The sequence below is a fragment of the Mesorhizobium sp. WSM4822 genome (assembly GCF_055811155.1).
Window position 1 is genome coordinate 58,682 of the sequence record NZ_JBVVQM010000003.1, and the last position, 18,175, is coordinate 76,856.

Sequence of the window (18,175 nt, forward strand, 5' to 3'; positions counted from 1 at the left end):
ACCTGCCATAGAAAAACCTGAGCGGCATTGTTCACTTCACCGTGACACACTGTTTCGTGTTGAACAAATGCCTGTCTTTTCTGGTTTTGTTCCTGTATAAGATCTGATGTCGCGGGCGAGCCTTTTGGTGCTCGCGTCACATGCCCGCCGCGTTTCGGGGGCATCACTCCAATAGAGAGGGGGCGCTATCATGGCCCAGTCACTACCCAGTATCGTTTCCGGCGAAGGCGGCCTCAGCCGCTACCTGGAAGAAATCCGCCGCTTTCCCATGCTGCAGCCGCAGGAAGAGTACATGCTCGCCAAGCGTTACGCCGAGCATGAAGACACCTCCGCTGCGCACAAGCTCGTCACCAGCCACCTCAGGCTCGTCGCCAAGATCGCCATGGGCTATCGCGGCTATGGCCTGCCGATCGGCGAAGTGATCTCGGAAGGCAATGTCGGCCTGATGCAGGCCGTCAAGAAATTCGAACCCGAGCGCGGCTTCCGCCTCGCGACCTATGCCATGTGGTGGATCAAGGCCTCGATCCAGGAGTACATCCTGCGCTCGTGGAGCCTGGTCAAGATGGGCACGACCGCCAACCAGAAGCGCCTGTTCTTCAACCTGCGCAAGGTGAAGGGCAAGATCCAGGCGCTCGACGACGGCGACTTGAAGCCCGACCAGATCACCGAGATCGCCACAAGGCTGAACGTTTCCGAAGCCGAAGTGGTGTCGATGAACCGCCGCCTGTCCGGCGACGCCTCGCTCAACGCCCCGATCCGGGCCAGCGAAGGCGAATCTGGCGAATGGCAGGACTGGCTGGTCGACGACCACGAAAGCCAGGAAGAGATGCTGATCGAGCAGGACGAGCTGGAAAACCGGCGCGGCATGCTGTCGGGCGCTCTTGCCGTGCTCAACGAGCGCGAGCGGCGCATCTTCGAGGCCCGTCGCCTCGCCGAAGAGCCGCTGACGCTGGAAGAGCTGTCGTCCGAGTTCGACATCAGCCGCGAGCGCGTGCGCCAGATCGAGGTGCGCGCCTTCGAGAAGGTGCAGGACGCGGTCAAGGCCGCCGCCAAGCGCCAGACCCAGGCGCTGCGCACGATTGAGGCGCAGCCGGCGGCGTAAGGTTAGCTAAGGCAACAAAAAAAAATCAAGGCGGCGCCAGGAATCCTGGCGCCGCCGTTTTTGTGGGTGATTGGGAGTTGGCGAACGGGGGCGACAGCCAATCTCCCCCGCAAGGGTCGAGATTGGCAGCTTCACCAACGGCCCCTCAAAGCCCGTCCAGCGGAAACTTCAGGTACCGCCGGCCATTGGCTTCGGGTTCGGGCAGCCTCCCGCCATTCATGTTGACCTGCAGCGCATGCAGGATCAGCCGCGGCATCGGCAGCGTCCTGTCGCGCGCCTCGCGCAGGGCGACGAACTCGGCCTCGCTGCAGGCGGCGGCAAGATGGATGTTGGTAGCCTTCTGTATGGCGACCGTGCTTTCCCACAAAGGTTCGCGGCCGCCGGCCTGATAGTCATGGCCGACGAACACCCGCGTCTCGTCCGGCAACGCCAATATGTCCTGGATCGAGCGCCAGAGCCGCGCGGCACTGCCGCCGGGAAAGTCCGTCCTCGCCGTGCCGCTGTCGGGCATGAACAGCGTGTCGTGGATGAAGGCGGCATCGCCGATCACATAGGTGATGGAGGCCAGCGTGTGTCCGGGCGAGAACAGCACCTTGACCGGAAGGGTACCCACTTGGAAGGTTTCGCCTTCTCTAAACAGCCTGTCCCACTGCGAACCGTCAGCGGGAAAATCCGGCCAGTTGTAGATCGCTTTCCACAGTTTCTGGACCTCGATGACCCTGTCGCCGATCGCCGTCGGCGCGCCGGTCTTCTCTCTCAAGTAATGCGCCGCCGAGAAATGGTCGGCATGCGGATGGGTGTCGAGGATCCATTCGACGCTCAGTCCCTGCTCGCTGACGAAGTCGAGCATGACATCGGCATTCGTCGTTGCCGTAGCACCGGATTTCTCGTCGAAATCGAGGATCGGATCGATGATGGCGCATCGCTTCGTCGCCTGGTCGGCGACGACATACTGGATGGCGCCGGTCGGCTTGTCATAGAAGCCGCTGACCTGCGGCCTGGCCAAAGCTACGTCCAATTCCGGCTTCCCCAACTCTCGTCGCCAGGAATGATTTTCTCTGACGGCATCCGAAAGGAGCATGGTTGTCCGCTCGGGTGAGCCAGTCAAGTATCCTTTCGCTCGCGGCGACAGGAAAGCCAAAAACTGTTCCGAGCGGTCAGGCCGACGGCTGCTTGGTCTTCCGCAGATACGGCAGGATGGTCTCATAAGCGCCGAAGCGCTTGATTGCATCCTCGTTGGAAACGGCCGCGGTGATGATCACGTCCTCGCCCTGCTTCCAGTTCGCCGGCGTCGCCACTTGATGCTTGGCGGTGAGCTGCATGGAATCGACCGCGCGCAGGATCTCATCGAAATTGCGCCCCGTGGTCATCGGGTAGGTCAGCACCAGTTTGATCTTCTTGTCCGGTCCGATGACGTAGACCGAGCGCACTGTGGCGTTGTCGGCGGGCGTGCGGCCCTCCGACGTCTCGCCGGCACCGCCCGGCAGCATGTCGTAGAGCTTGGCGACCTTGAGGTCCTTGTCGCCGATCAGCGGATAGTTCACCGAATGACCGGTCGCCGTCTTGATGTCGTCCTGCCACTTGCCGTGACTTTCGACCGGATCGACCGAAATGCCGATGATCTTGACGTTGCGCTTCTTGAACTCGCCTTCGAGCCCCGCCATCGTGCCAAGCTCGGTCGTGCAGACCGGCGTGAAATTCTTCGGGTGACTGAACAGGATCGCCCAACCGTCGCCGATCCAGTCATGGAATTTGATCGTCCCTTGCGTGGTCTCGGCGGTAAAATCCGGCGCAATGTCGTTGATACGAAGGCTCATGGTACATCTCCCCTGTAAACGGAACCGTCGGCAGCGAGGAACGGCACGCGGCAACCCACGCCACCATCAAGCTGTCCCGCCCGGCATCGTTGCATCTTAGCGCAAAAATCGTGGCTGCAAGATAATATGAAACTCTTGTCGGCGGCAGGCGAGCATTTTTATGCTGCTGAATGCGCGGCGCGCGGATGAGAGCCTGGGGCTGGACAGGAAAGGTTCTGTCTCAGCTCTTGTTGACCGCCAGCGTCACAGTCAGGTCTTCCATGCGCTGTGCCAGCGCGCCGAGCGCATTGGTGAGCACGCTATCGCTCTTGTCGGCCTTGGTCAGAGCCTCGTCGCGGGTCTTGCGCAAGGTCAGCACTTCGCTTTCCATGCCCTTGACGCGTTTCTGCAACTCCGAGAGTTCATCCATCACCATGATGCCGGCCATAACGGTCAGCCGCTGATCGCCGATCTCGCCGAACGAGTCCTTCAGGTGTGAAACATAGCGGTCGAAGCGTTCGGCAAGGTCGATCAGATGCTCTTCCTGGCCCTCGTCGCAGGCCATGCGATACTGCTTGCCGTCGATTGAAACCGTGACCTGTGCCATCGGGCCAGCTCCTATCTGTCCAACACGGCGCGGATGGTTTCCATGGCAGTCACCAAACGTCGCGAGACTTCCTTGTTGGCATCTTCCAGCCGTTCGGCGCGCGCTTCGGAATTATCGAGTTCCTGCGCCAGCCGCGAGCGATCGGCATTCATCCGCTGCACCTCGGCCTCGGCTTCGGAGTAGTCGCGTTCATGCTCGAGCTTGGCCGCGACGGCGTTTTCCAGCCCCTCGATGGCCTTGCCCAGCCTCGCGATGACTTCCTTGAGTGTGGCTTCCCCGGTCATGGCCTTCGTCCTGTGCCCTGCCCATCACCGAATCGTTCACGTTCAGAACGCGTTATCCCTGAAACATTAGGCACCGGGTGAAGGCAACGTCAACAAAGCTCTCGCGACTGTCCCCCGCTAACGCTAATGTAGGTCCGCCGCCGGCATCACAAGACCGGCAAATGTGCACCCGATTTGTTGACTAAAAGCCCGCGCCTGCTATGTGTCGCGCACCCTTTTCAAGGGCTCTCCCAAGCCCCCAAACCCCCACTTCTGGAGGAACCATGACGTCGCGTGAACAACATGACCGGATGGCCAATGCGATCCGCTTTCTCTCCATGGACGCCGTCGAGAAGGCAAATTCCGGCCATCCAGGCCTGCCAATGGGCTGCGCCGATATCGCCACGGTGCTGTTCACGCGCTTCCTGAAATATGATCCCAAGGCCCCGCACTGGGCCGACCGCGACCGTTTCATCCTGTCGGCCGGCCATGGCTCGATGCTGCTCTATTCGCTGCTGCATCTGACCGGCTACGAAGACATGACCCTCGACCAGATCAAGCACTTCCGTCAGTTGGGCTCGAAGACCGCCGGCCATCCCGAATACGGCCATGCCGCTGGCATAGAGACGACGACGGGGCCGCTCGGCCAGGGTCTCGCCAATTCGGTCGGCTTCGCGCTCGGCGAGCGCATCATGAATGCCGCCTTCGGCAACGATCTCGTCGATCATTACACCTATGTGCTGGCCGGCGACGGCTGCCTGATGGAAGGTGTTTCCCAGGAAGCCATCGCGCTTGCCGGCCATCTCAAGCTCAACAAGCTGATCGTCTTCTGGGACAACAACGACATCTCGATCGACGGTCCGGTCTCGCTGTCCGACAACACCGATCAGGTGGCCCGCTTCCAGGCCTCCGGCTGGAATGCCAGCCACATCGACGGCACCGATCCGGAAGCCATCGCCTATGCCATCGAAGCCGCCCGCCATTCCGACAAGCCGACCATGATCGCCTGCAAGACGACCATCGGCTTCGGCGCGCCGACCAAGGCCGGCACCAACAAGGCGCACGGCTCCCCCCTTGGCGCCGACGAGATCGCCGGCGCGCGCAAGTTCTTCAACTGGGATTCGCCGCCCTTCGAGATTCCGGCCGACATCCTCGACGCCTGGCGCACCGCCGGCAAGGCCGGCGTCAAGGCGCGTGCAGACTGGGAAGGCCGCCTGGCCAAGGCCGATGCCAAGCTGAAGGCTGAGTTCGAGCGCCGCATCAGCGGCAAGCTGCCGTCCAATTTCGACGCGGTCATTGCCGATTACAAGAAGAAGCTGTCGGCCGACAAGCCGAAGGTCGCCACCCGCAAATCGTCCGAGATGGCGCTGGAAGTCATCAACGGCGCCTTGCCCGAGACCATCGGCGGCTCCGCCGACCTGACCGGCTCCAACAACACCAAGACCAGCCAGACCAAGAACATCACCTCGGACGACTATGGCCAGCGCTATGTCCACTACGGCATCCGCGAACATGGCATGGCGGCCGCCATCAATGGCTTGACGCTGCATGGCGGCCTCATCGCCTATGGCGGCACCTTCCTGTGCTTCTCCGACTATGCCCGGCCGTCGATGCGTCTGGCTTCGCTGATGGGCATCCGCTCGATCTTCGTCATGACCCATGATTCCATCGGTCTGGGCGAAGACGGCCCGACCCACCAGCCGGTCGAGCATCTGGCCGCATTGCGCGCCATTCCCAACCACAATGTCTTCCGCCCGGCCGACGCGGTCGAAACCGCCGAATGCTGGCAGATCGCCCTGGAGTCGGAAAAGACGCCGTCGACCTTGGCGCTGACCCGCCAGAACCTGCCGACGGTGCGCACCGAATTCTCGGCCAAGAACCTCAGCAGCCAGGGCGCCTATGAGCTGGCTGCCGCCAGCGGCGAGGCCGCGGTGACGATCTTCGCCACCGGCTCCGAGGTCGAGATCGCGCTCGGCGCGCGCGACCTGCTGGAAAAGCACGGCCATCCGACCCGCGTCGTCTCGGTTCCCTGCTTCGAACTGTTCGACCAGCAGAGCGACGACTACCGCAAGAAGACGATCGGCAATGCGCCTATCAAGATGGCGATTGAAGCCGGCATACGCCAGGGTTGGGATCATCTGATCGGTTCCGACGGCATCTTCGTCGGCATGACCGGCTTCGGCGCCTCGGGCACGATCGAGCAACTCTATCCGCATTTCGGCATTACCGCCGAGGCCGCGGCCAAGGCGGCGGAAGCCCGCCTGCATACCAAGTAGGTTCAAGGTTCGGCGAAATCGCGTAAGGCGGTCTCGCCGGACTGGCCCAACTTAATCGATTTAAATCCACGTCACTGCGGCTGGATTCTTTCTGCTTCCGCCGCTATGAAACTGCGGACCCCTCGTCCGCCCTCCAACTCCCAGGGAGAGAATTATGACCGTCAGAGTTGCCATCAACGGATTCGGCCGCATCGGCCGCAACATCCTGCGCGCTATCCATGAATCCGGCCGCAAGGATATCGACGTCATCGCCGTCAACGACCTCGGCCCAGTCGAGACCAATGCGCACCTGTTGCGCTATGACAGCGTGCACGGCCGCTTCCCGCATGAAGTTTCGGTTTCCGGCGACCAGATCACCGTCGGCAAGGAGACGTTCAAGGTCACCGCGATCAAGGATCCGACGCAGCTGCCGTGGAAGGAACTGGGCATCGACATCGCGCTCGAATGCACCGGCATCTTCACCGCCCGCGACAAGGCAGCGGCACATCTGACCGCCGGCGCCAAGCGCGTCATCGTTTCGGCCCCGGCCGAGGGCGCCGACCTCACCGTGGTCTACGGCATCAACCACGACCAGTTGACCAAGGACCACATCGTCATCTCGAATGCCTCGTGCACCACCAACTGCCTGGCGCCGCTGGCGGCCGTGCTGCATGAGACGGTCGGCATCGAAAAAGGCATGATGACGACGATCCACTCCTACACCGGCGACCAGCCGACGCTGGACACCATGCACAAGGATCTCTACCGCGCCCGCGCCGCCGCCCTGTCGCAGATCCCGACCTCGACCGGCGCCGCCAAGGCGATCGGGCTGGTGCTGCCCGACCTCAAGGGCAAGCTCGACGGCATCTCGATCCGCGTGCCGACCCCGAACGTCTCGGTCGTCGACTTCAAGTTCATCGCCAAGCGGTCGACCACGGTGCAGGAGATCAACGACGCGGTGATCGCCGCCTCCAACGGCAAGCTCAAGGGCATTCTCGGCGTCACCCATCACCCGAACGTGTCGATCGACTTCAACCACGATCCGCGCTCCTCGATCATGGCGCTCGACCAGACCAAGGTGATGGACGGCAACTTCGTATCGGTGCTGTCCTGGTACGACAATGAATGGGGTTTCTCCAACCGCATGGGCGACACATCGGTCGCCTTCGGCAAGACCATCGCCTGATCACAAAACTCTCTTTTCGAGACTTGGAACGCCCGGCTTTGCCCGGGCGTTTTTCATGAGCGCAGTTTGCGCCTTCCCAATTTGTGTCCTGCGCGCCAAAACATCCGAAAATCAGCGGCATAGGCCAAAAAGCCACCCTGCCGCCTTGCACTGGTCACGTCTTCGCCCCACTCTCTCGCAAAGCAGGAGACAGACGAATTTGAGGGGCTGATTTCAGGATGGAGCATGCGATCTATCTCGTCACGCTGGTCGGCACAGCGCTTGTCGTCGCCGCCGCGTTTTCGAGCCTGATCGCCTTCCGCTTCGGCGCCCCTCTTCTGCTCCTGTTTCTCTGCATTGGCCTCGCCACCGGCACCGACGGACTCGGCATCCAGTTCGACAACGCCCGCATCGCTTATTTTGCCGGCTCACTGGCGCTGGCCGTCATCCTGTTCGATTCCGGTTTCGGCACGCCGCTCAATGCCTTGCGGCAGGCTGCGGGCCCGGCTTTGTCGCTGGCCACCTTCGGCGTGCTTGTCACCACCGGCCTGTTCGGCGTCGCCGCCCATTATCTGCTCGATCTCACCTGGCTGGAATCCTTCCTGCTCGGGGCTGCCGTCGCCTCCACCGATGCGGCGGCCGTGTTCTTCCTGCTGCGCGCCGGCGAGATCAATCTGCGCGAACGCGTGCGCTCGACGCTCGAGGTGGAATCCGGCACCAACGACCCGATCGCCATCTTCCTGACCATCACGCTGGTAGAGATCATCGCCGCCCACGCCAACCCCGAAACCAATGTCCTGGTCACCAGCCTGTTCCTCGGCTTCCTCCTCAACATGGGCCTTGGCGCTGTCGTCGGCGTGCTCGGCGGCCTCGCCATCGTGCGCCTCGTCGACCGGCTCAATCTCGACCACGGCCTGCTGCCGATCTTCGTGCTGACCTTGTCGCTGATGGTGTTTGCAGCCGCCGGCGCCATTGGCGGCTCGGGCTTCCTGGCGGTCTATATCGCCGGCCTCATCTCGGGCAATTCCGATATCCGCGCCGTCACCATCCTCAAGCGCTTCCAGGACGGCATGTCATGGCTGGCACAGATCATCATGTTCCTCATCCTCGGCCTGTTCGCGACGCCGTCGCAGTTCCCGGCGATCATGGTGCCGGCGGTGCTGCTCGGCCTGTTCCTGATGTTCATCGCCCGTCCGATCGCGGTCTGGCTCTGCCTGATCCCGTTCCGTCTGCCGCGCCCCGAGGTCGCCTTCGTCTCCTGGGTCGGCCTGCGCGGCGCGGTGTCGATCCTGCTCGCCATCACCCCGCTGCTGGGCGGGCTGGAAAACGGCCGTGTCATCTTCAACACCGCCTTCATCATCGTACTCGTGTCGCTGGTCATCCAGGGCTGGACAGTCGGACCGCTGGCGCGCCGCCTCGGTCTGATCGTGCCGGCACGGCTCGGACCGCTGGACAAGGTCGAGCTGGAACTGCCGGGCTCGGCCCATCACGAGCTTCTTGCCTATCGCGTTGCACACGGCAGCCCGGTGGCGCGCGGCGAGCGCATCCCACGCTGGGCGCGACCCTCGCTGGTGTTGCGCGACGGCCGCTCGATGCGCTTCCAGGACATGGGCCGGCTCGCCGCCGGCGACCAGGTCTACATTTTCGTGCCGGACCGCTATCCGCGCCTGCTCGACAAGCTGTTCGCGAGCCGTGCAGTGGTCGATCCCGAGGATGCCGATTTCTTCGGTGCCTTCGCCGTCGACCCCGCGCGCTCCGCCGCTGAACTGGAAGCGGCCTATACGCCAGGCCTGACCGAAGCGGAGCAAAAGCTCACCGTTGGCGCGCTGGTCACGGCGCGGCTCGGCGGCCATGCCGAATACGCCGACCGCGTCCTGCTCGGCCCGATAGAACTGATCGTCCGCGACGTCGACGACAAGGGCAAGATCATAGGCCTCGGCCTCTCGTTCGAGCCGACCGCGCCGGTGGCGCGGGTGCCGGTCTTCCTCAGCGCCGGCGAAATCGGCGATCGTCTTTCCGCCTTCATCCGCAACTGGCGCAAGCCGACCGAGACGCAGGAGGCCGAGGCGCGGGCGGACGAAAAGCAGGCCCCGGAGCCAGCGCCGGAAAAGGCAGCAACCGAAAGCTGACAAACCCGCTATTGAGCGCTGCCATTCATCCGCCCCGCCGGTGCAAGATCGTGCCCACTTCAAAATTTCGGTTCGAGCGCGCCCTAAGCCTTGCATCGACACCGATGCGGGGTATGGTCCCCCGGTTTTTCGCGAAAGGAACCCCGCATGGCCGCCTTCAAGACACTCGACGATATCGGCAACATCAGCGGCAAGCGTGTGCTGGTGCGCGTCGACCTCAACGTGCCTGTCACTGAGGGCAAAGTCACCGACACCACCCGCATCGAACGCATCGCGCCGACCATCGCCGAGCTGTCAGGCAAGGGTGCCAAGGTCATCCTGCTCGCCCATTTCGGCCGACCCAAGGATGGCCCCTCGCCCGAATTCTCGCTGGAACCGATCGCCAAGGCGACAGCCGACGTGCTCGGCCGCCCCGTCGGTTTCGCCTCGGATTGCGTCGGCGACACGGCCGGAAGCGCTGTCGCCGCCATGAACAAGGGCGACGTGCTGCTGCTCGAAAACACCCGCTTCTACAAGGCCGAGGAGAAGAACGATCCGGCCTTCACGGAAAAACTCGCCGCCAATGGCGATATCTTCGTCAACGACGCCTTCTCGGCCGCGCACCGCGCGCATTCTTCGACGGAGGGGCTGGCGCATCTGTTGCCGGCTTTTGCCGGCCGCACCATGCAAGCCGAGCTTGAGGCGCTGGAGAAGGGCCTGGGAAAACCGGTTCGTCCGGTCGTCGCCATTGTCGGCGGCGCCAAAGTCTCGACCAAGATCGATCTGTTGATGAACCTGGTGAAGAAGGTCGATGCCCTCGTCATCGGTGGCGGGATGGCCAACACCTTTCTTGCCGCGCGTGGCACCAATGTCGGCAAATCGCTGTGCGAGCATGATCTCGCCGCGACCGCCAAGCAGATCATGATCGAGGCGGCCGAGGCCGGCTGCGCCATCATCCTGCCGGTCGACGGCGTCGTCGCCAAGGAGTTCAAGGCGGGCGCGGAATGCGAGACCGTCGCCATATCGGACGTGCCGGCCGACGGCATGATCCTCGATGTCGGCGCCAAAACCGTGACGGCCATCGGCGAATGGATCGACCGCGCCGCGACACTGGTCTGGAACGGCCCGCTCGGCGCCTTCGAGATCGCGCCCTTCGATCATGCGACGGTAGCGGCTGCCAGGCACGCGGCGTCGCGCACCAAGGAAGGCAGGCTGGTCTCGGTCGCAGGCGGTGGCGATACGGTCGCGGCGCTCAACCATGCCGGCGTCGCCGACGACTTCACCTATGTCTCGACCGCCGGCGGCGCTTTCCTGGAATGGATGGAAGGCAAGCCGCTGCCCGGTGTCGATGTGCTGAAGCGCTGAGGCTCCGCGGCGATCAACACTCGGAGAGCAAACAAGGCTGCCCGAGGCTTTCAATCGATTCGAGCTTTCCGATGCCATTCCTTTGGCGGTAGACTTCCGTTAAGCGCGGAACAACCGTTTCAGGAGAAGCAACAATGAGCGAACGTCTCGAAGACATTGCCGCCGCGATCGTCGCCGATGGCAAGGGCCTGCTGGCCGCCGACGAAAGTTCGGGCACCATCAAGAAGCGCTTCGACGTCATCGGCGTCGAATCGACAGCCGACAGCCGCCGCGACTACCGCGAGATGATGTTCCGCACCAGGGAGGCGATGACCCGCTACATCTCCGGCGTCATCCTCTATGACGAGACGATCCGCCAGAAGGCCGCCGACGGCACGCCGCTGGTCGACATCATCAAGTCGGCCGGCGCCATCCCCGGCATCAAGGTCGACGCCGGCGCCAAGCCGCTGGCCAGATTTCCCGGCGATACCATCACCGAAGGCCTCGATGGCCTGCGCGAGCGCCTTGCCGACTACTACAAGCTCGGCGCCCGCTTCGCCAAATGGCGCGCGGTGATCGACATCGATATCGCCAAAGGCGTGCCTTCGGGGACCTCGATCGGCTCGAACGCGCACGCACTCGCCCGCTATGCAGCCCTTTGCCAGGAGGCCGGCATTGTGCCGATCGTCGAACCGGAAGTGCTGATGGATGGCGCCCACGATATCGACACCTGCTACGACATCTCGAAGGCAACGCTGATCAAGCTTTATGACGAGCTCCATGCGGCGCGCGTCGTGCTGGAAGGCACCATCCTGAAACCGAACATGGTGCTGGCCGGCAGGAAGTCGGGCAAGGTGAGCAGCCCCGAAGAAGTCGCCGAAAAGACCATAAAACTGTTCCGCGAAACCGTGCCGGCAGCGGTGCCGGGCATTGCCTTCCTCTCCGGCGGCCAGGAGGACGAGGAGGCGACCGCCAACCTCAACGCCATCAACGCCATCGGGCCGCACCCGTGGAAGCTGACCTTCTCCTATGGCCGCGCACTGCAGGCCGCGCCACAGAAAGCCTGGAGCGGCAAGGCCTCGAACGTTGCCGCCGGCCAGGCCGCCTTCACCCATCGCGCCCACATGAACCATCTGGCAGCGCTCGGAAAATGGAAGGCGAGCCTGGAACAGGCCGCCTGATCACAGTCCTTTCTTCCTCCTTCGAACCCGGGCCGATGCGCCCGGGTTTTTTTGTTTGTGACTTGCCGGGCTTGGGGCGGAGCCTCTCCGTCCTTATTTCCTCTCGGGCGATGTCGGGTTGTGCTCATCCCGAACGTCCTTGGAATGACACTTCAGGGAGAGGTTCATGCATCGCAACAAGATCGTTTCGCGCGAAGACTGGTTCCAGGCGCACAAGGCGCATCTGGCGCGCGAGAAGGAACTGACGCGGCTCCGCGAGCGGATAGCGGCTGAGCGACGTGAATTGCCCTGGCTGAAGATCCGGAAGGACTATGTCTTCGAAACCGGGCAAGGGCCGAAGAGACTGGCCGACCTGTTTGCCGGCAACAGCCAGCTGATCGTCTATCACTTCATGTTCGGGCCGGGCTGCGTCAGTCATTGCGAGGGCTGCTCATTCCTTGCAGATCATATCGACGGCGCCAATCAGCATCTGCGGCATCACGACGTGTCGCTGGTCGTGGTTTCGCGCGCTCCACTGGCGGAACTTCTGCCTTACAAGCAGCGCATGGGCTGGAAGTTCGACTGGGTGTCGTCCTATGCCTCGGATTTCAACTTCGACATGCAGGTCTCCTTCACCGACAAGCAGATCGCCGCGGGCGACACCACCTACAATTTCGAGACCCGTCCACGAACATCGAAGGAGCTTCCCGGCACCAGCGTTTTCTACCGGGACGAGGCCGGCGACATCTTCCTCACCTTCATGTCGCGCGCCCGCGGCGGCGAGGCGCAGATCGGCGCCTACAACTATCTCGACATGACGCCGAAGGGCCGCAACGAGAACGGCCCCTATCACGGACTGATGGATTGGGTGCGGCTGCACGATGAATATCAGGGCAAGCAAGCGGGGCAGGCGAGTTGCTGCGATTGAAGAGCGTTCCCGTCGACCAAAACATGCGCTAAGGCTGCCGCTGATCGTTTAACGGTACTGCTATGCGCTTCCCGTCCCTACTCACCTGGCTCGCCTTCCCGGTCTATATCTGGCAAGGCCTCGGCGTGCGACGCCGCACCACGCGCATGCTGCCGGCGCAAGGGCCGGTCATGCACGAAATATCAGGCAAGGCGCCTGATATCTCGCTTCTGGTGCTGGGCGATTCGTCCGCCGCGTCGGTCGGCATAGGCAATTCGGAACATGGGCTTGCCGCGCAACTCGCCGTGCTGATTTCACAAAGCACAGGCCGCACCGTGCGCTGGCGGGCGGCCGGCTTCAATTCGGCAACGTCGGGCCAGATACGCGACCATGTCCTGCCCAATCTGTCGGCCGAACCGTGGACGCATATCGTGTTGGCCATCGGCACCAACGACACCAAGAATTTTCACTCCGTGCCGCGCTTCAAGAAGGAGTTCGGCGGCCTGCTCTACGGCCTGCGCGCCAAATGGCCGGAAGCACGCGTGGTGTGGTCGCCGGTGCTGGAGTTCACCCGGGCGCCGGCCATGCCGCCGCTGCTCGGAAAAATCCTTGAGATTCGCGCCACCGACATGAACCGGATGGGCGAACGCCTTTGCCTGGAGCGCGGCGCGGTGCCGGCGCCGCGCCTGCCGATCACCAATCCGGAAGCCGGCTTTGCGTCGGACGGCTTTCACGCCTCGGAAGCAGGCTACCGGGCCTGGGCCGAGCATCTGGTTGGCCCGGTGCTTGGCAATTGAGCACCGACGACAAGTGCCGTCCTACGTCAAATGCCCGAGCACGGCTGCCAGGGAAATCGCGGCCATGGCGAGCAGTGCCAGTTTCCAGAAATCACCACGTCGCTTGAGGCCCGGCCAGCCAAGCGGCTTGATCAGTTGAATGACCATGAAACCGACGATGACAAGGGCGAGGAATTTCGTCATGCCGCCTTTGACCAGCAACGCGCCCGGCTGTCAAAGCACGTCGTTCGCTGCCTGAGAAAGAACGGACGCCGCGATCCTAGGTCGGAACGCGGCGCCCGCCTGCGACTGGGCAACGATCTACTTCAGCGGCTTGAGGCCGGCCTCGATCGAAGCGCGCTTCGGTTCGAGGAATGGCGGCAGGGCAAGACTTTCCCCCAGTGTTTCCAGCGGCTCGTCGGCAGTGAAGCCCGGCCCGTCGGTGGCGATCTCGAACAGGATGCCGTTCGGCTCGCGGAAATAGAGCGAGCGGAAGTAATAGCGCTCGACCTCGCCGCTCGACGGCAGGCGGAATTCGGCCAGCCGCGCCGTCCATTGATGCAGCGTTTCCTGGTCCGGCGCCCTGAAGGCAACATGGTGAACCGCACCGGCACCTTGCCGTGCCGGCGCCAGTCCCGGCTGCACCAGGACATGCAGCTCCGCCGCCGGCCCGCCCTCGCCCATCTCGAAGACGTGAACCTGGCCCTCCGGCGAGGCATAGTCGCGCGCCTTGCGCATGTTCATCACCGTGGTCACCACCGCCTCGGTGTTGGTGATGTCGGGAACGCTGATGACGATCGGCCCGAGCCCGCGTATCTGGTGCTCGGCCGGTACCGGGCTTTGCGCCCAGGGATGGCTGCCGCCCTTGCCGCCATCGCTGACCAGGCGCAGACGCTGGCCCTCGGAATCTTCGAAGTCCAGTGACGCATAACCGCCGATGTCGGCGATCTCTCCTGTTGCCAGGCCTTCGTCGGTCAAGTGTTGCTTCCACCAGGCAAGGCTCTCCCGGCTGCCGACCCTGAGGCTGGTCCGCACGATGCTGTGCGTGCCGCGCCGCTCGCGGCCGACCGGCCAGTCGAAGAAGGTAAGGTCGGTGCCCGGTGTCGCTTCGCCGTCGGCATAGAAAAGGTGGTAGGCCGAGGTGTCGTCCTGGTTTACGGTCTTCTTGACCAGCCGCAGACCCAGCACCTTGGTGTAGAAATGAAGATTGCCGGGCGCGTTGGCGGTGATGGCGGTCAGATGGTGGATACCTGTCAGTTGCAAGCTCATCGTCGTCTCCCTGCTGTTGGGGAAGAATTTTCTCCCTCCATATCAGACCTGCGGTCACCCCGCTGAAGGCCTCGTATTCCGACAGTCCGTCGCCGGAAGCTGAACAGCGGCGCCGAAAACAACGCCGTCGCTATGATCAATCGGAAGTCGCAAACCTGCCTTGAGGCACCGGTCGATGCGGCGAAAAGCGATGCCTTGCCTGCGGCGCGCGCACTGTCCGGAACTATTGTTCGCGCCCTGCCATCCTCCTGACAGACTGCTGTCAGGAGGGGTATGCGATAGTGCCTCTACACAGAGAGAGGAGACTAGCTATGAACGGTTATACCATTCTGCGCGGCATGCAGCACTATGTCGGCAAGATCCGGACGATGCGCAACGAGATCCGCACCCAGCGGTTCATGAACTCGCTGCCGGCGGACATTCGCAAGGATATCGGCTGGCCGGATATGTATGCGGACCGTGGCCCTCGCGGCAATTGAAGTCAATTTTCGACCGGCGATTGGATGTGGGCGCGTCAACGCCCAGATAACAGGTCCGGTGCGTGAGGATGGGAGCGAGCTTATGCCCGAACAGAAGACGATCGGCTTCCTTTTCATCGAAGGTTTTGCCGACTGGGAGTATGGGATGCTGGCGGCCTCGGCGGTCGGATGGTTCGGCGCCCGTGCCATGTCGCTGACGCCTGATGGCAAGCAGGTGACTGGCATTAGCGGCTTTCGGCTGATCCCCGATCGCTCAACAGGCGCCAGCGAGAATGCCGATCTCGATGCCATTGCCATCATTGGTTCCGACCAGTGGACGAGCAAGGCACAGCCTGATGTAGGCAACCTGCTTGCCGCCATTGCATCGCGCGGCGGTGTGGTCGGCGGCATCTGCGCCGGCACGCTGGCGCTGGCCCGCGCCGGCCTGTTCGAGAAGGCCAAGCATACCAGCAATGGCCGCGAGTGGATCAAGGGTCATGAAACCGGTTATGCCGGTGCCGAGAACTACCAGGATGTGCCGCATGCCGTAGCCGACGGCAAAATTGTTTCCGCGCCGGGCTCGGCGCCGGGCACCTTCGCGCTCGCCTTTCTGAAGACGCTCTACCCCGAAAGAGGCAGCGATCTCGCGCGGATGCGGACACTGTTTGCCAAGGAATATGCTGAAGGCTCCTGACAGTATGCTGTCAGGAGGGCCGTGCAATGGTGTCAGCTTCGGACACCGCGCATTGGCGTCAAAGGACGATCGATGAAGAGTTGGAACGACAGACTGAGCACACCAGGCATCAACGGCGTGAAGCCAACGCCGCGCACGATGGCCGATGTCGTCGAAGGCCAGCTTATGCTGGTGCCGACGGCGCGCCAGGTTGATGATTTCATCCGCTCGATTCCCGAAGGCATCGAGATGGATGTGCGTGCGCTACGGACAGCACTTGCCATCCAGCATGGCGCCGAAGTGACATGCCCGGTCACCATAGGCTATCATCTGCGCACTGTTGCCGAAGCCGCCAACGAGGACCTCCAGCGCGGCATGGCGCTGAGTGACGTGGCACCGTTCTGGCGCGTGCTCGATGCGAAAACACCGACGACGAAGAAACTGTCCTTTGGCGCGGAGTTCGTCGCCGCGCAGCGCAAGCGCGAAGGGCTGAAACCATGAGGCACGCCGCCCAAAAGTGTTCTGCGGTTTTGGGATAACGGCATGCGCGAAAACACGATGCCGTGCCATCCAAAAGTGGACATCAGTTTTGGGCGACATGCATAGAGACAACGCCGAGGGACCATACGATGCGCCGCGCCGACAGGCTCTTCCAGATCGTGCAGCATCTGCGCGGTGGCCGACTGGTCACCGCCCAGAAGCTCGGCACGTGGCTCGAGGTTTCCGAGCGAACCATCTATCGCGACATTGCCGACTTGCAATCGACCGGGGTGCCGATCGACGGCGAGGCCGGCGTTGGCTACATGATGAGGGAGGGTTTCGACCTTCCGCCGCTGATGTTCACACGTGACGAGATCGTCGCCCTGGTCGCCGGCGCCCGCATGGTGCGTGCCTTTGGCGGTGCCGCCATGGCGCGCGCCGCCGACGAAGCGCTGGTCAAGATCGGCGCCGTCCTGCCCGACGCCGAAAAGGACCGCATTGCCCGCACCGAGATCCACACGCCGATGTGGGTGGTCAGCGACGCTGCCCGCGAGGCCATCGACCTGATCGAGCGCGCGGTCGAAAAGCGCCAGGTGCTGACCATCGACTATTCCGACGAGGCCGGCCGCGGCACCGCCCGCGATATCCGCCCGCTCGGCCTGTGGTTCTGGGGCAAGGTGTGGACGCTGGTCGCCTGGTGCGAGATGCGCGACGATTTCCGCGCCTTCCGCATCGATCGCATCGCCTCGGTGGTCATCGCCGGCCGCATCTTCAAGCCGGAGCGCGGCAAGCAGCTTGCCGACTTCTACCGCGCGGTGGAGCGCAGCGAGGATTATGGCATGGCGCCGGATCGCGCCGCGCGCAGCTGAGTTGTTGACCCCATAAAAAAGCCCGCTCGAAGCGGGCTTTTTTTTGGAATATTAGACAACCTCACTCGTCGTCGTCATTGTCCGTGTTCTTCGACTTCAAGGCCGAGAGCTTGGCGAACACGGCGTTGGCGTCGAGTTCGGCATCCTCGTCCTTCGGCTTTTCGGGAGCCGGCACCAGCCGCTCGGTCAGAGCCGCCGGCAGCAGCGTGTCGCCGACCGGCTGCGCCTGTTCGCGGCCGCGCGAGGCGCGATTGACTTCCATGTCGAGGTCGATCTGCGAGGCGAGGCCCAACGTGACCGGGTCCATCGGCTGTAGATTGGCCGAATTCCAATGCTTGCGCTCACGGATCTGCTCGATCGTGGACTTGGTGGTGCCGACGAGGCGCGAGATCTGCGCGTCCTTGAGCTCGGGATGGTTGCGCACCAGCCACAGAATCGCGTTCGGCCGGTCCTGGCGCTTCGACAGCGGCGTGTAGCGCGGACCCTTGCGCTTGGATTCAGGCACCCGCACCTTGGGATCCGAAAGCTTCAAGCGCTGGTTCGGATCCTTCTCGGCACGGGCGATCTCGTCGCGGGTCAGCTGTCCGGTCATGATCGGGTCCATGCCCTTGATGCCTTGCGCCGATTCACCGTCGGCGATTGCCTTGACCTCGAGCGGGTGCAGCCCGCAGAACTGCGCGATCTGCTCGAAGGAAAGTGCGGTATTGTCGACCAGCCAGACAGCGGTCGCCTTGGGCATCAGCAGCGTATTGGCCATTTTACAAATCCTTCTCGTTCGCCCGCGTTCCCGCGCGGGCGGTGGTTTAGAGCCACCAAAATGGGAAATTCGCGGTCTGTATAACCGCTCTCGGGTCGTTTCGCAACGTTTTTGGAGCCAAAGACCGCACCGCGTGCGCTGCGCGCTCAAGACCGCCGGATCGCCCGGACCGCGACCGCCCCTTGT

At 63.0% G+C, this 18,175-nt stretch carries 19 protein-coding genes; 12 read left to right on the forward strand and 7 right to left on the reverse strand.

Features of this window, described 5'->3' with window-relative positions; all coding sequences use genetic code 11:
* The first annotated feature begins 190 nt into the window (after positions 1 to 190).
* The gene (gene rpoH, locus AC0L3E_RS08285) at positions 191 to 1,102 is read left to right on the forward strand and encodes an RNA polymerase sigma factor RpoH (protein WP_127268033.1); all 912 of its coding nucleotides are present in this window, start codon (positions 191 to 193) and stop codon (positions 1,100 to 1,102) included.
* A gap of 145 nt (positions 1,103 to 1,247) precedes the next feature.
* On the opposite strand, the gene AC0L3E_RS08290 is transcribed toward rpoH, so the two are convergent.
* The 4 genes from AC0L3E_RS08290 to AC0L3E_RS08305 form a co-directional block, all read right to left on the reverse strand.
* Positions 1,248 to 2,120, reverse strand: coding sequence for an MBL fold metallo-hydrolase (locus AC0L3E_RS08290; RefSeq protein ID WP_127271973.1), 873 nt, complete (start codon positions 2,118 to 2,120; stop codon positions 1,248 to 1,250).
* A 139-nt stretch (positions 2,121 to 2,259) separates the two neighbouring features.
* Positions 2,260 to 2,919 (reverse strand): peroxiredoxin, encoded by a 660-nt coding sequence (locus tag AC0L3E_RS08295; protein WP_127260439.1) that lies wholly within the window; start codon positions 2,917 to 2,919, stop codon positions 2,260 to 2,262.
* Between the two features lie 220 nt (positions 2,920 to 3,139).
* Complete coding sequence (locus AC0L3E_RS08300; protein ID WP_023810969.1) at positions 3,140 to 3,505, reverse strand: cell division protein ZapA; 366 nt, start codon at positions 3,503 to 3,505, stop codon at positions 3,140 to 3,142.
* An 11-nt stretch (positions 3,506 to 3,516) separates the two neighbouring features.
* The gene (locus AC0L3E_RS08305; RefSeq protein WP_013529251.1) at positions 3,517 to 3,789 is read right to left on the reverse strand and encodes a DUF4164 domain-containing protein; all 273 of its coding nucleotides are present in this window, start codon (positions 3,787 to 3,789) and stop codon (positions 3,517 to 3,519) included.
* A 263-nt stretch (positions 3,790 to 4,052) separates the two neighbouring features.
* Here AC0L3E_RS08305 and tkt point away from each other — a divergent pair, with 263 nt between their 5' ends.
* From tkt to AC0L3E_RS08340, 7 genes are all read left to right on the forward strand, one after another.
* Complete coding sequence (gene tkt / locus AC0L3E_RS08310) at positions 4,053 to 6,044, forward strand: transketolase (RefSeq protein ID WP_473604592.1); 1,992 nt, start codon at positions 4,053 to 4,055, stop codon at positions 6,042 to 6,044.
* Between the two features lie 154 nt (positions 6,045 to 6,198).
* The gene (gap, locus tag AC0L3E_RS08315; protein ID WP_258606980.1) at positions 6,199 to 7,209 is read left to right on the forward strand and encodes a type I glyceraldehyde-3-phosphate dehydrogenase; all 1,011 of its coding nucleotides are present in this window, start codon (positions 6,199 to 6,201) and stop codon (positions 7,207 to 7,209) included.
* 218 nt (positions 7,210 to 7,427) lie between these two features.
* A complete protein-coding gene (locus tag AC0L3E_RS08320; RefSeq protein ID WP_127271761.1) occupies positions 7,428 to 9,317 on the forward strand; it encodes a potassium/proton antiporter in 1,890 nt (629 codons plus the stop codon).
* Positions 9,318 to 9,464: 147 nt separating this feature from the next.
* Positions 9,465 to 10,661, forward strand: coding sequence for a phosphoglycerate kinase (locus AC0L3E_RS08325; RefSeq protein WP_127322155.1), 1,197 nt, complete (start codon positions 9,465 to 9,467; stop codon positions 10,659 to 10,661).
* Positions 10,662 to 10,795: 134 nt separating this feature from the next.
* On the forward strand, positions 10,796 to 11,821 hold the full coding sequence (locus AC0L3E_RS08330) for a class I fructose-bisphosphate aldolase (protein ID WP_128308631.1): 1,026 nt from the start codon (positions 10,796 to 10,798) through the stop codon (positions 11,819 to 11,821).
* Positions 11,822 to 11,987: 166 nt separating this feature from the next.
* Positions 11,988 to 12,728, forward strand: a complete 741-nt coding sequence (locus AC0L3E_RS08335) for a DUF899 domain-containing protein (RefSeq protein ID WP_127271085.1) — start codon at positions 11,988 to 11,990, stop codon at positions 12,726 to 12,728.
* Between the two features lie 62 nt (positions 12,729 to 12,790).
* Entirely contained in the window at positions 12,791 to 13,504 is a 714-nt protein-coding gene (locus AC0L3E_RS08340) for an SGNH/GDSL hydrolase family protein (RefSeq protein ID WP_127271755.1), read from the forward strand.
* Positions 13,505 to 13,525: 21 nt separating this feature from the next.
* Here the strand turns inward: AC0L3E_RS08340 and AC0L3E_RS08345 are convergent, their stop codons facing one another.
* Together AC0L3E_RS08345 and AC0L3E_RS08350 are read right to left on the reverse strand one after the other, a co-directional pair.
* The gene (locus AC0L3E_RS08345) at positions 13,526 to 13,687 is read right to left on the reverse strand and encodes a hypothetical protein (protein WP_023810961.1); all 162 of its coding nucleotides are present in this window, start codon (positions 13,685 to 13,687) and stop codon (positions 13,526 to 13,528) included.
* Between the two features lie 117 nt (positions 13,688 to 13,804).
* Positions 13,805 to 14,752, reverse strand: a complete 948-nt coding sequence (locus tag AC0L3E_RS08350) for a ring-cleaving dioxygenase (RefSeq protein WP_128308630.1) — start codon at positions 14,750 to 14,752, stop codon at positions 13,805 to 13,807.
* A gap of 311 nt (positions 14,753 to 15,063) precedes the next feature.
* Here AC0L3E_RS08350 and AC0L3E_RS08355 point away from each other — a divergent pair, with 311 nt between their 5' ends.
* From AC0L3E_RS08355 to AC0L3E_RS08370, 4 genes are all read left to right on the forward strand, one after another.
* A complete protein-coding gene (locus AC0L3E_RS08355) occupies positions 15,064 to 15,231 on the forward strand; it encodes a hypothetical protein (RefSeq protein WP_013529241.1) in 168 nt (55 codons plus the stop codon).
* An 82-nt stretch (positions 15,232 to 15,313) separates the two neighbouring features.
* The gene (locus AC0L3E_RS08360; RefSeq protein WP_473604593.1) at positions 15,314 to 15,904 is read left to right on the forward strand and encodes a DJ-1/PfpI family protein; all 591 of its coding nucleotides are present in this window, start codon (positions 15,314 to 15,316) and stop codon (positions 15,902 to 15,904) included.
* Between the two features lie 72 nt (positions 15,905 to 15,976).
* On the forward strand, positions 15,977 to 16,384 hold the full coding sequence (locus tag AC0L3E_RS08365) for a hypothetical protein (protein WP_292565437.1): 408 nt from the start codon (positions 15,977 to 15,979) through the stop codon (positions 16,382 to 16,384).
* Between the two features lie 128 nt (positions 16,385 to 16,512).
* Complete coding sequence (locus AC0L3E_RS08370; protein ID WP_013529238.1) at positions 16,513 to 17,232, forward strand: helix-turn-helix transcriptional regulator; 720 nt, start codon at positions 16,513 to 16,515, stop codon at positions 17,230 to 17,232.
* Positions 17,233 to 17,293: 61 nt separating this feature from the next.
* On the opposite strand, the gene AC0L3E_RS08375 is transcribed toward AC0L3E_RS08370, so the two are convergent.
* The gene (locus tag AC0L3E_RS08375; protein WP_023810957.1) at positions 17,294 to 17,989 is read right to left on the reverse strand and encodes a DUF1013 domain-containing protein; all 696 of its coding nucleotides are present in this window, start codon (positions 17,987 to 17,989) and stop codon (positions 17,294 to 17,296) included.
* Positions 17,990 to 18,175 lie beyond the last annotated feature (186 nt).

What these genes read in the sequence shown, in the direction of transcription:
- AC0L3E_RS08345 (WP_023810961.1), bottom strand. Translation starts at nt 13,687, where the DNA reads ATGACGAAATTCCTCGCCCTTGTCATCGTCGGTTTCATGGTCATTCAA.
- AC0L3E_RS08340 (WP_127271755.1), top strand. Translation starts at nt 12,791, where the DNA reads ATGCGCTTCCCGTCCCTACTCACCTGGCTCGCCTTCCCGGTCTATATC.
- AC0L3E_RS08355 (WP_013529241.1), top strand. Translation starts at nt 15,064, where the DNA reads ATGAACGGTTATACCATTCTGCGCGGCATGCAGCACTATGTCGGCAAG.
- tkt (WP_473604592.1), top strand. Translation starts at nt 4,053, where the DNA reads ATGACGTCGCGTGAACAACATGACCGGATGGCCAATGCGATCCGCTTT.
- AC0L3E_RS08325 (WP_127322155.1), top strand. Translation starts at nt 9,465, where the DNA reads ATGGCCGCCTTCAAGACACTCGACGATATCGGCAACATCAGCGGCAAG.
- AC0L3E_RS08295 (WP_127260439.1), bottom strand. Translation starts at nt 2,919, where the DNA reads ATGAGCCTTCGTATCAACGACATTGCGCCGGATTTTACCGCCGAGACC.
- AC0L3E_RS08330 (WP_128308631.1), top strand. Translation starts at nt 10,796, where the DNA reads ATGAGCGAACGTCTCGAAGACATTGCCGCCGCGATCGTCGCCGATGGC.
- AC0L3E_RS08375 (WP_023810957.1), bottom strand. Translation starts at nt 17,989, where the DNA reads ATGGCCAATACGCTGCTGATGCCCAAGGCGACCGCTGTCTGGCTGGTC.
- AC0L3E_RS08320 (WP_127271761.1), top strand. Translation starts at nt 7,428, where the DNA reads ATGGAGCATGCGATCTATCTCGTCACGCTGGTCGGCACAGCGCTTGTC.
- gap (WP_258606980.1), top strand. Translation starts at nt 6,199, where the DNA reads ATGACCGTCAGAGTTGCCATCAACGGATTCGGCCGCATCGGCCGCAAC.
- AC0L3E_RS08370 (WP_013529238.1), top strand. Translation starts at nt 16,513, where the DNA reads ATGCGCCGCGCCGACAGGCTCTTCCAGATCGTGCAGCATCTGCGCGGT.
- AC0L3E_RS08305 (WP_013529251.1), bottom strand. Translation starts at nt 3,789, where the DNA reads ATGACCGGGGAAGCCACACTCAAGGAAGTCATCGCGAGGCTGGGCAAG.
- AC0L3E_RS08300 (WP_023810969.1), bottom strand. Translation starts at nt 3,505, where the DNA reads ATGGCACAGGTCACGGTTTCAATCGACGGCAAGCAGTATCGCATGGCC.
- AC0L3E_RS08335 (WP_127271085.1), top strand. Translation starts at nt 11,988, where the DNA reads ATGCATCGCAACAAGATCGTTTCGCGCGAAGACTGGTTCCAGGCGCAC.
- rpoH (WP_127268033.1), top strand. Translation starts at nt 191, where the DNA reads ATGGCCCAGTCACTACCCAGTATCGTTTCCGGCGAAGGCGGCCTCAGC.
- AC0L3E_RS08360 (WP_473604593.1), top strand. Translation starts at nt 15,314, where the DNA reads ATGCCCGAACAGAAGACGATCGGCTTCCTTTTCATCGAAGGTTTTGCC.
- AC0L3E_RS08350 (WP_128308630.1), bottom strand. Translation starts at nt 14,752, where the DNA reads ATGAGCTTGCAACTGACAGGTATCCACCATCTGACCGCCATCACCGCC.
- AC0L3E_RS08365 (WP_292565437.1), top strand. Translation starts at nt 15,977, where the DNA reads ATGAAGAGTTGGAACGACAGACTGAGCACACCAGGCATCAACGGCGTG.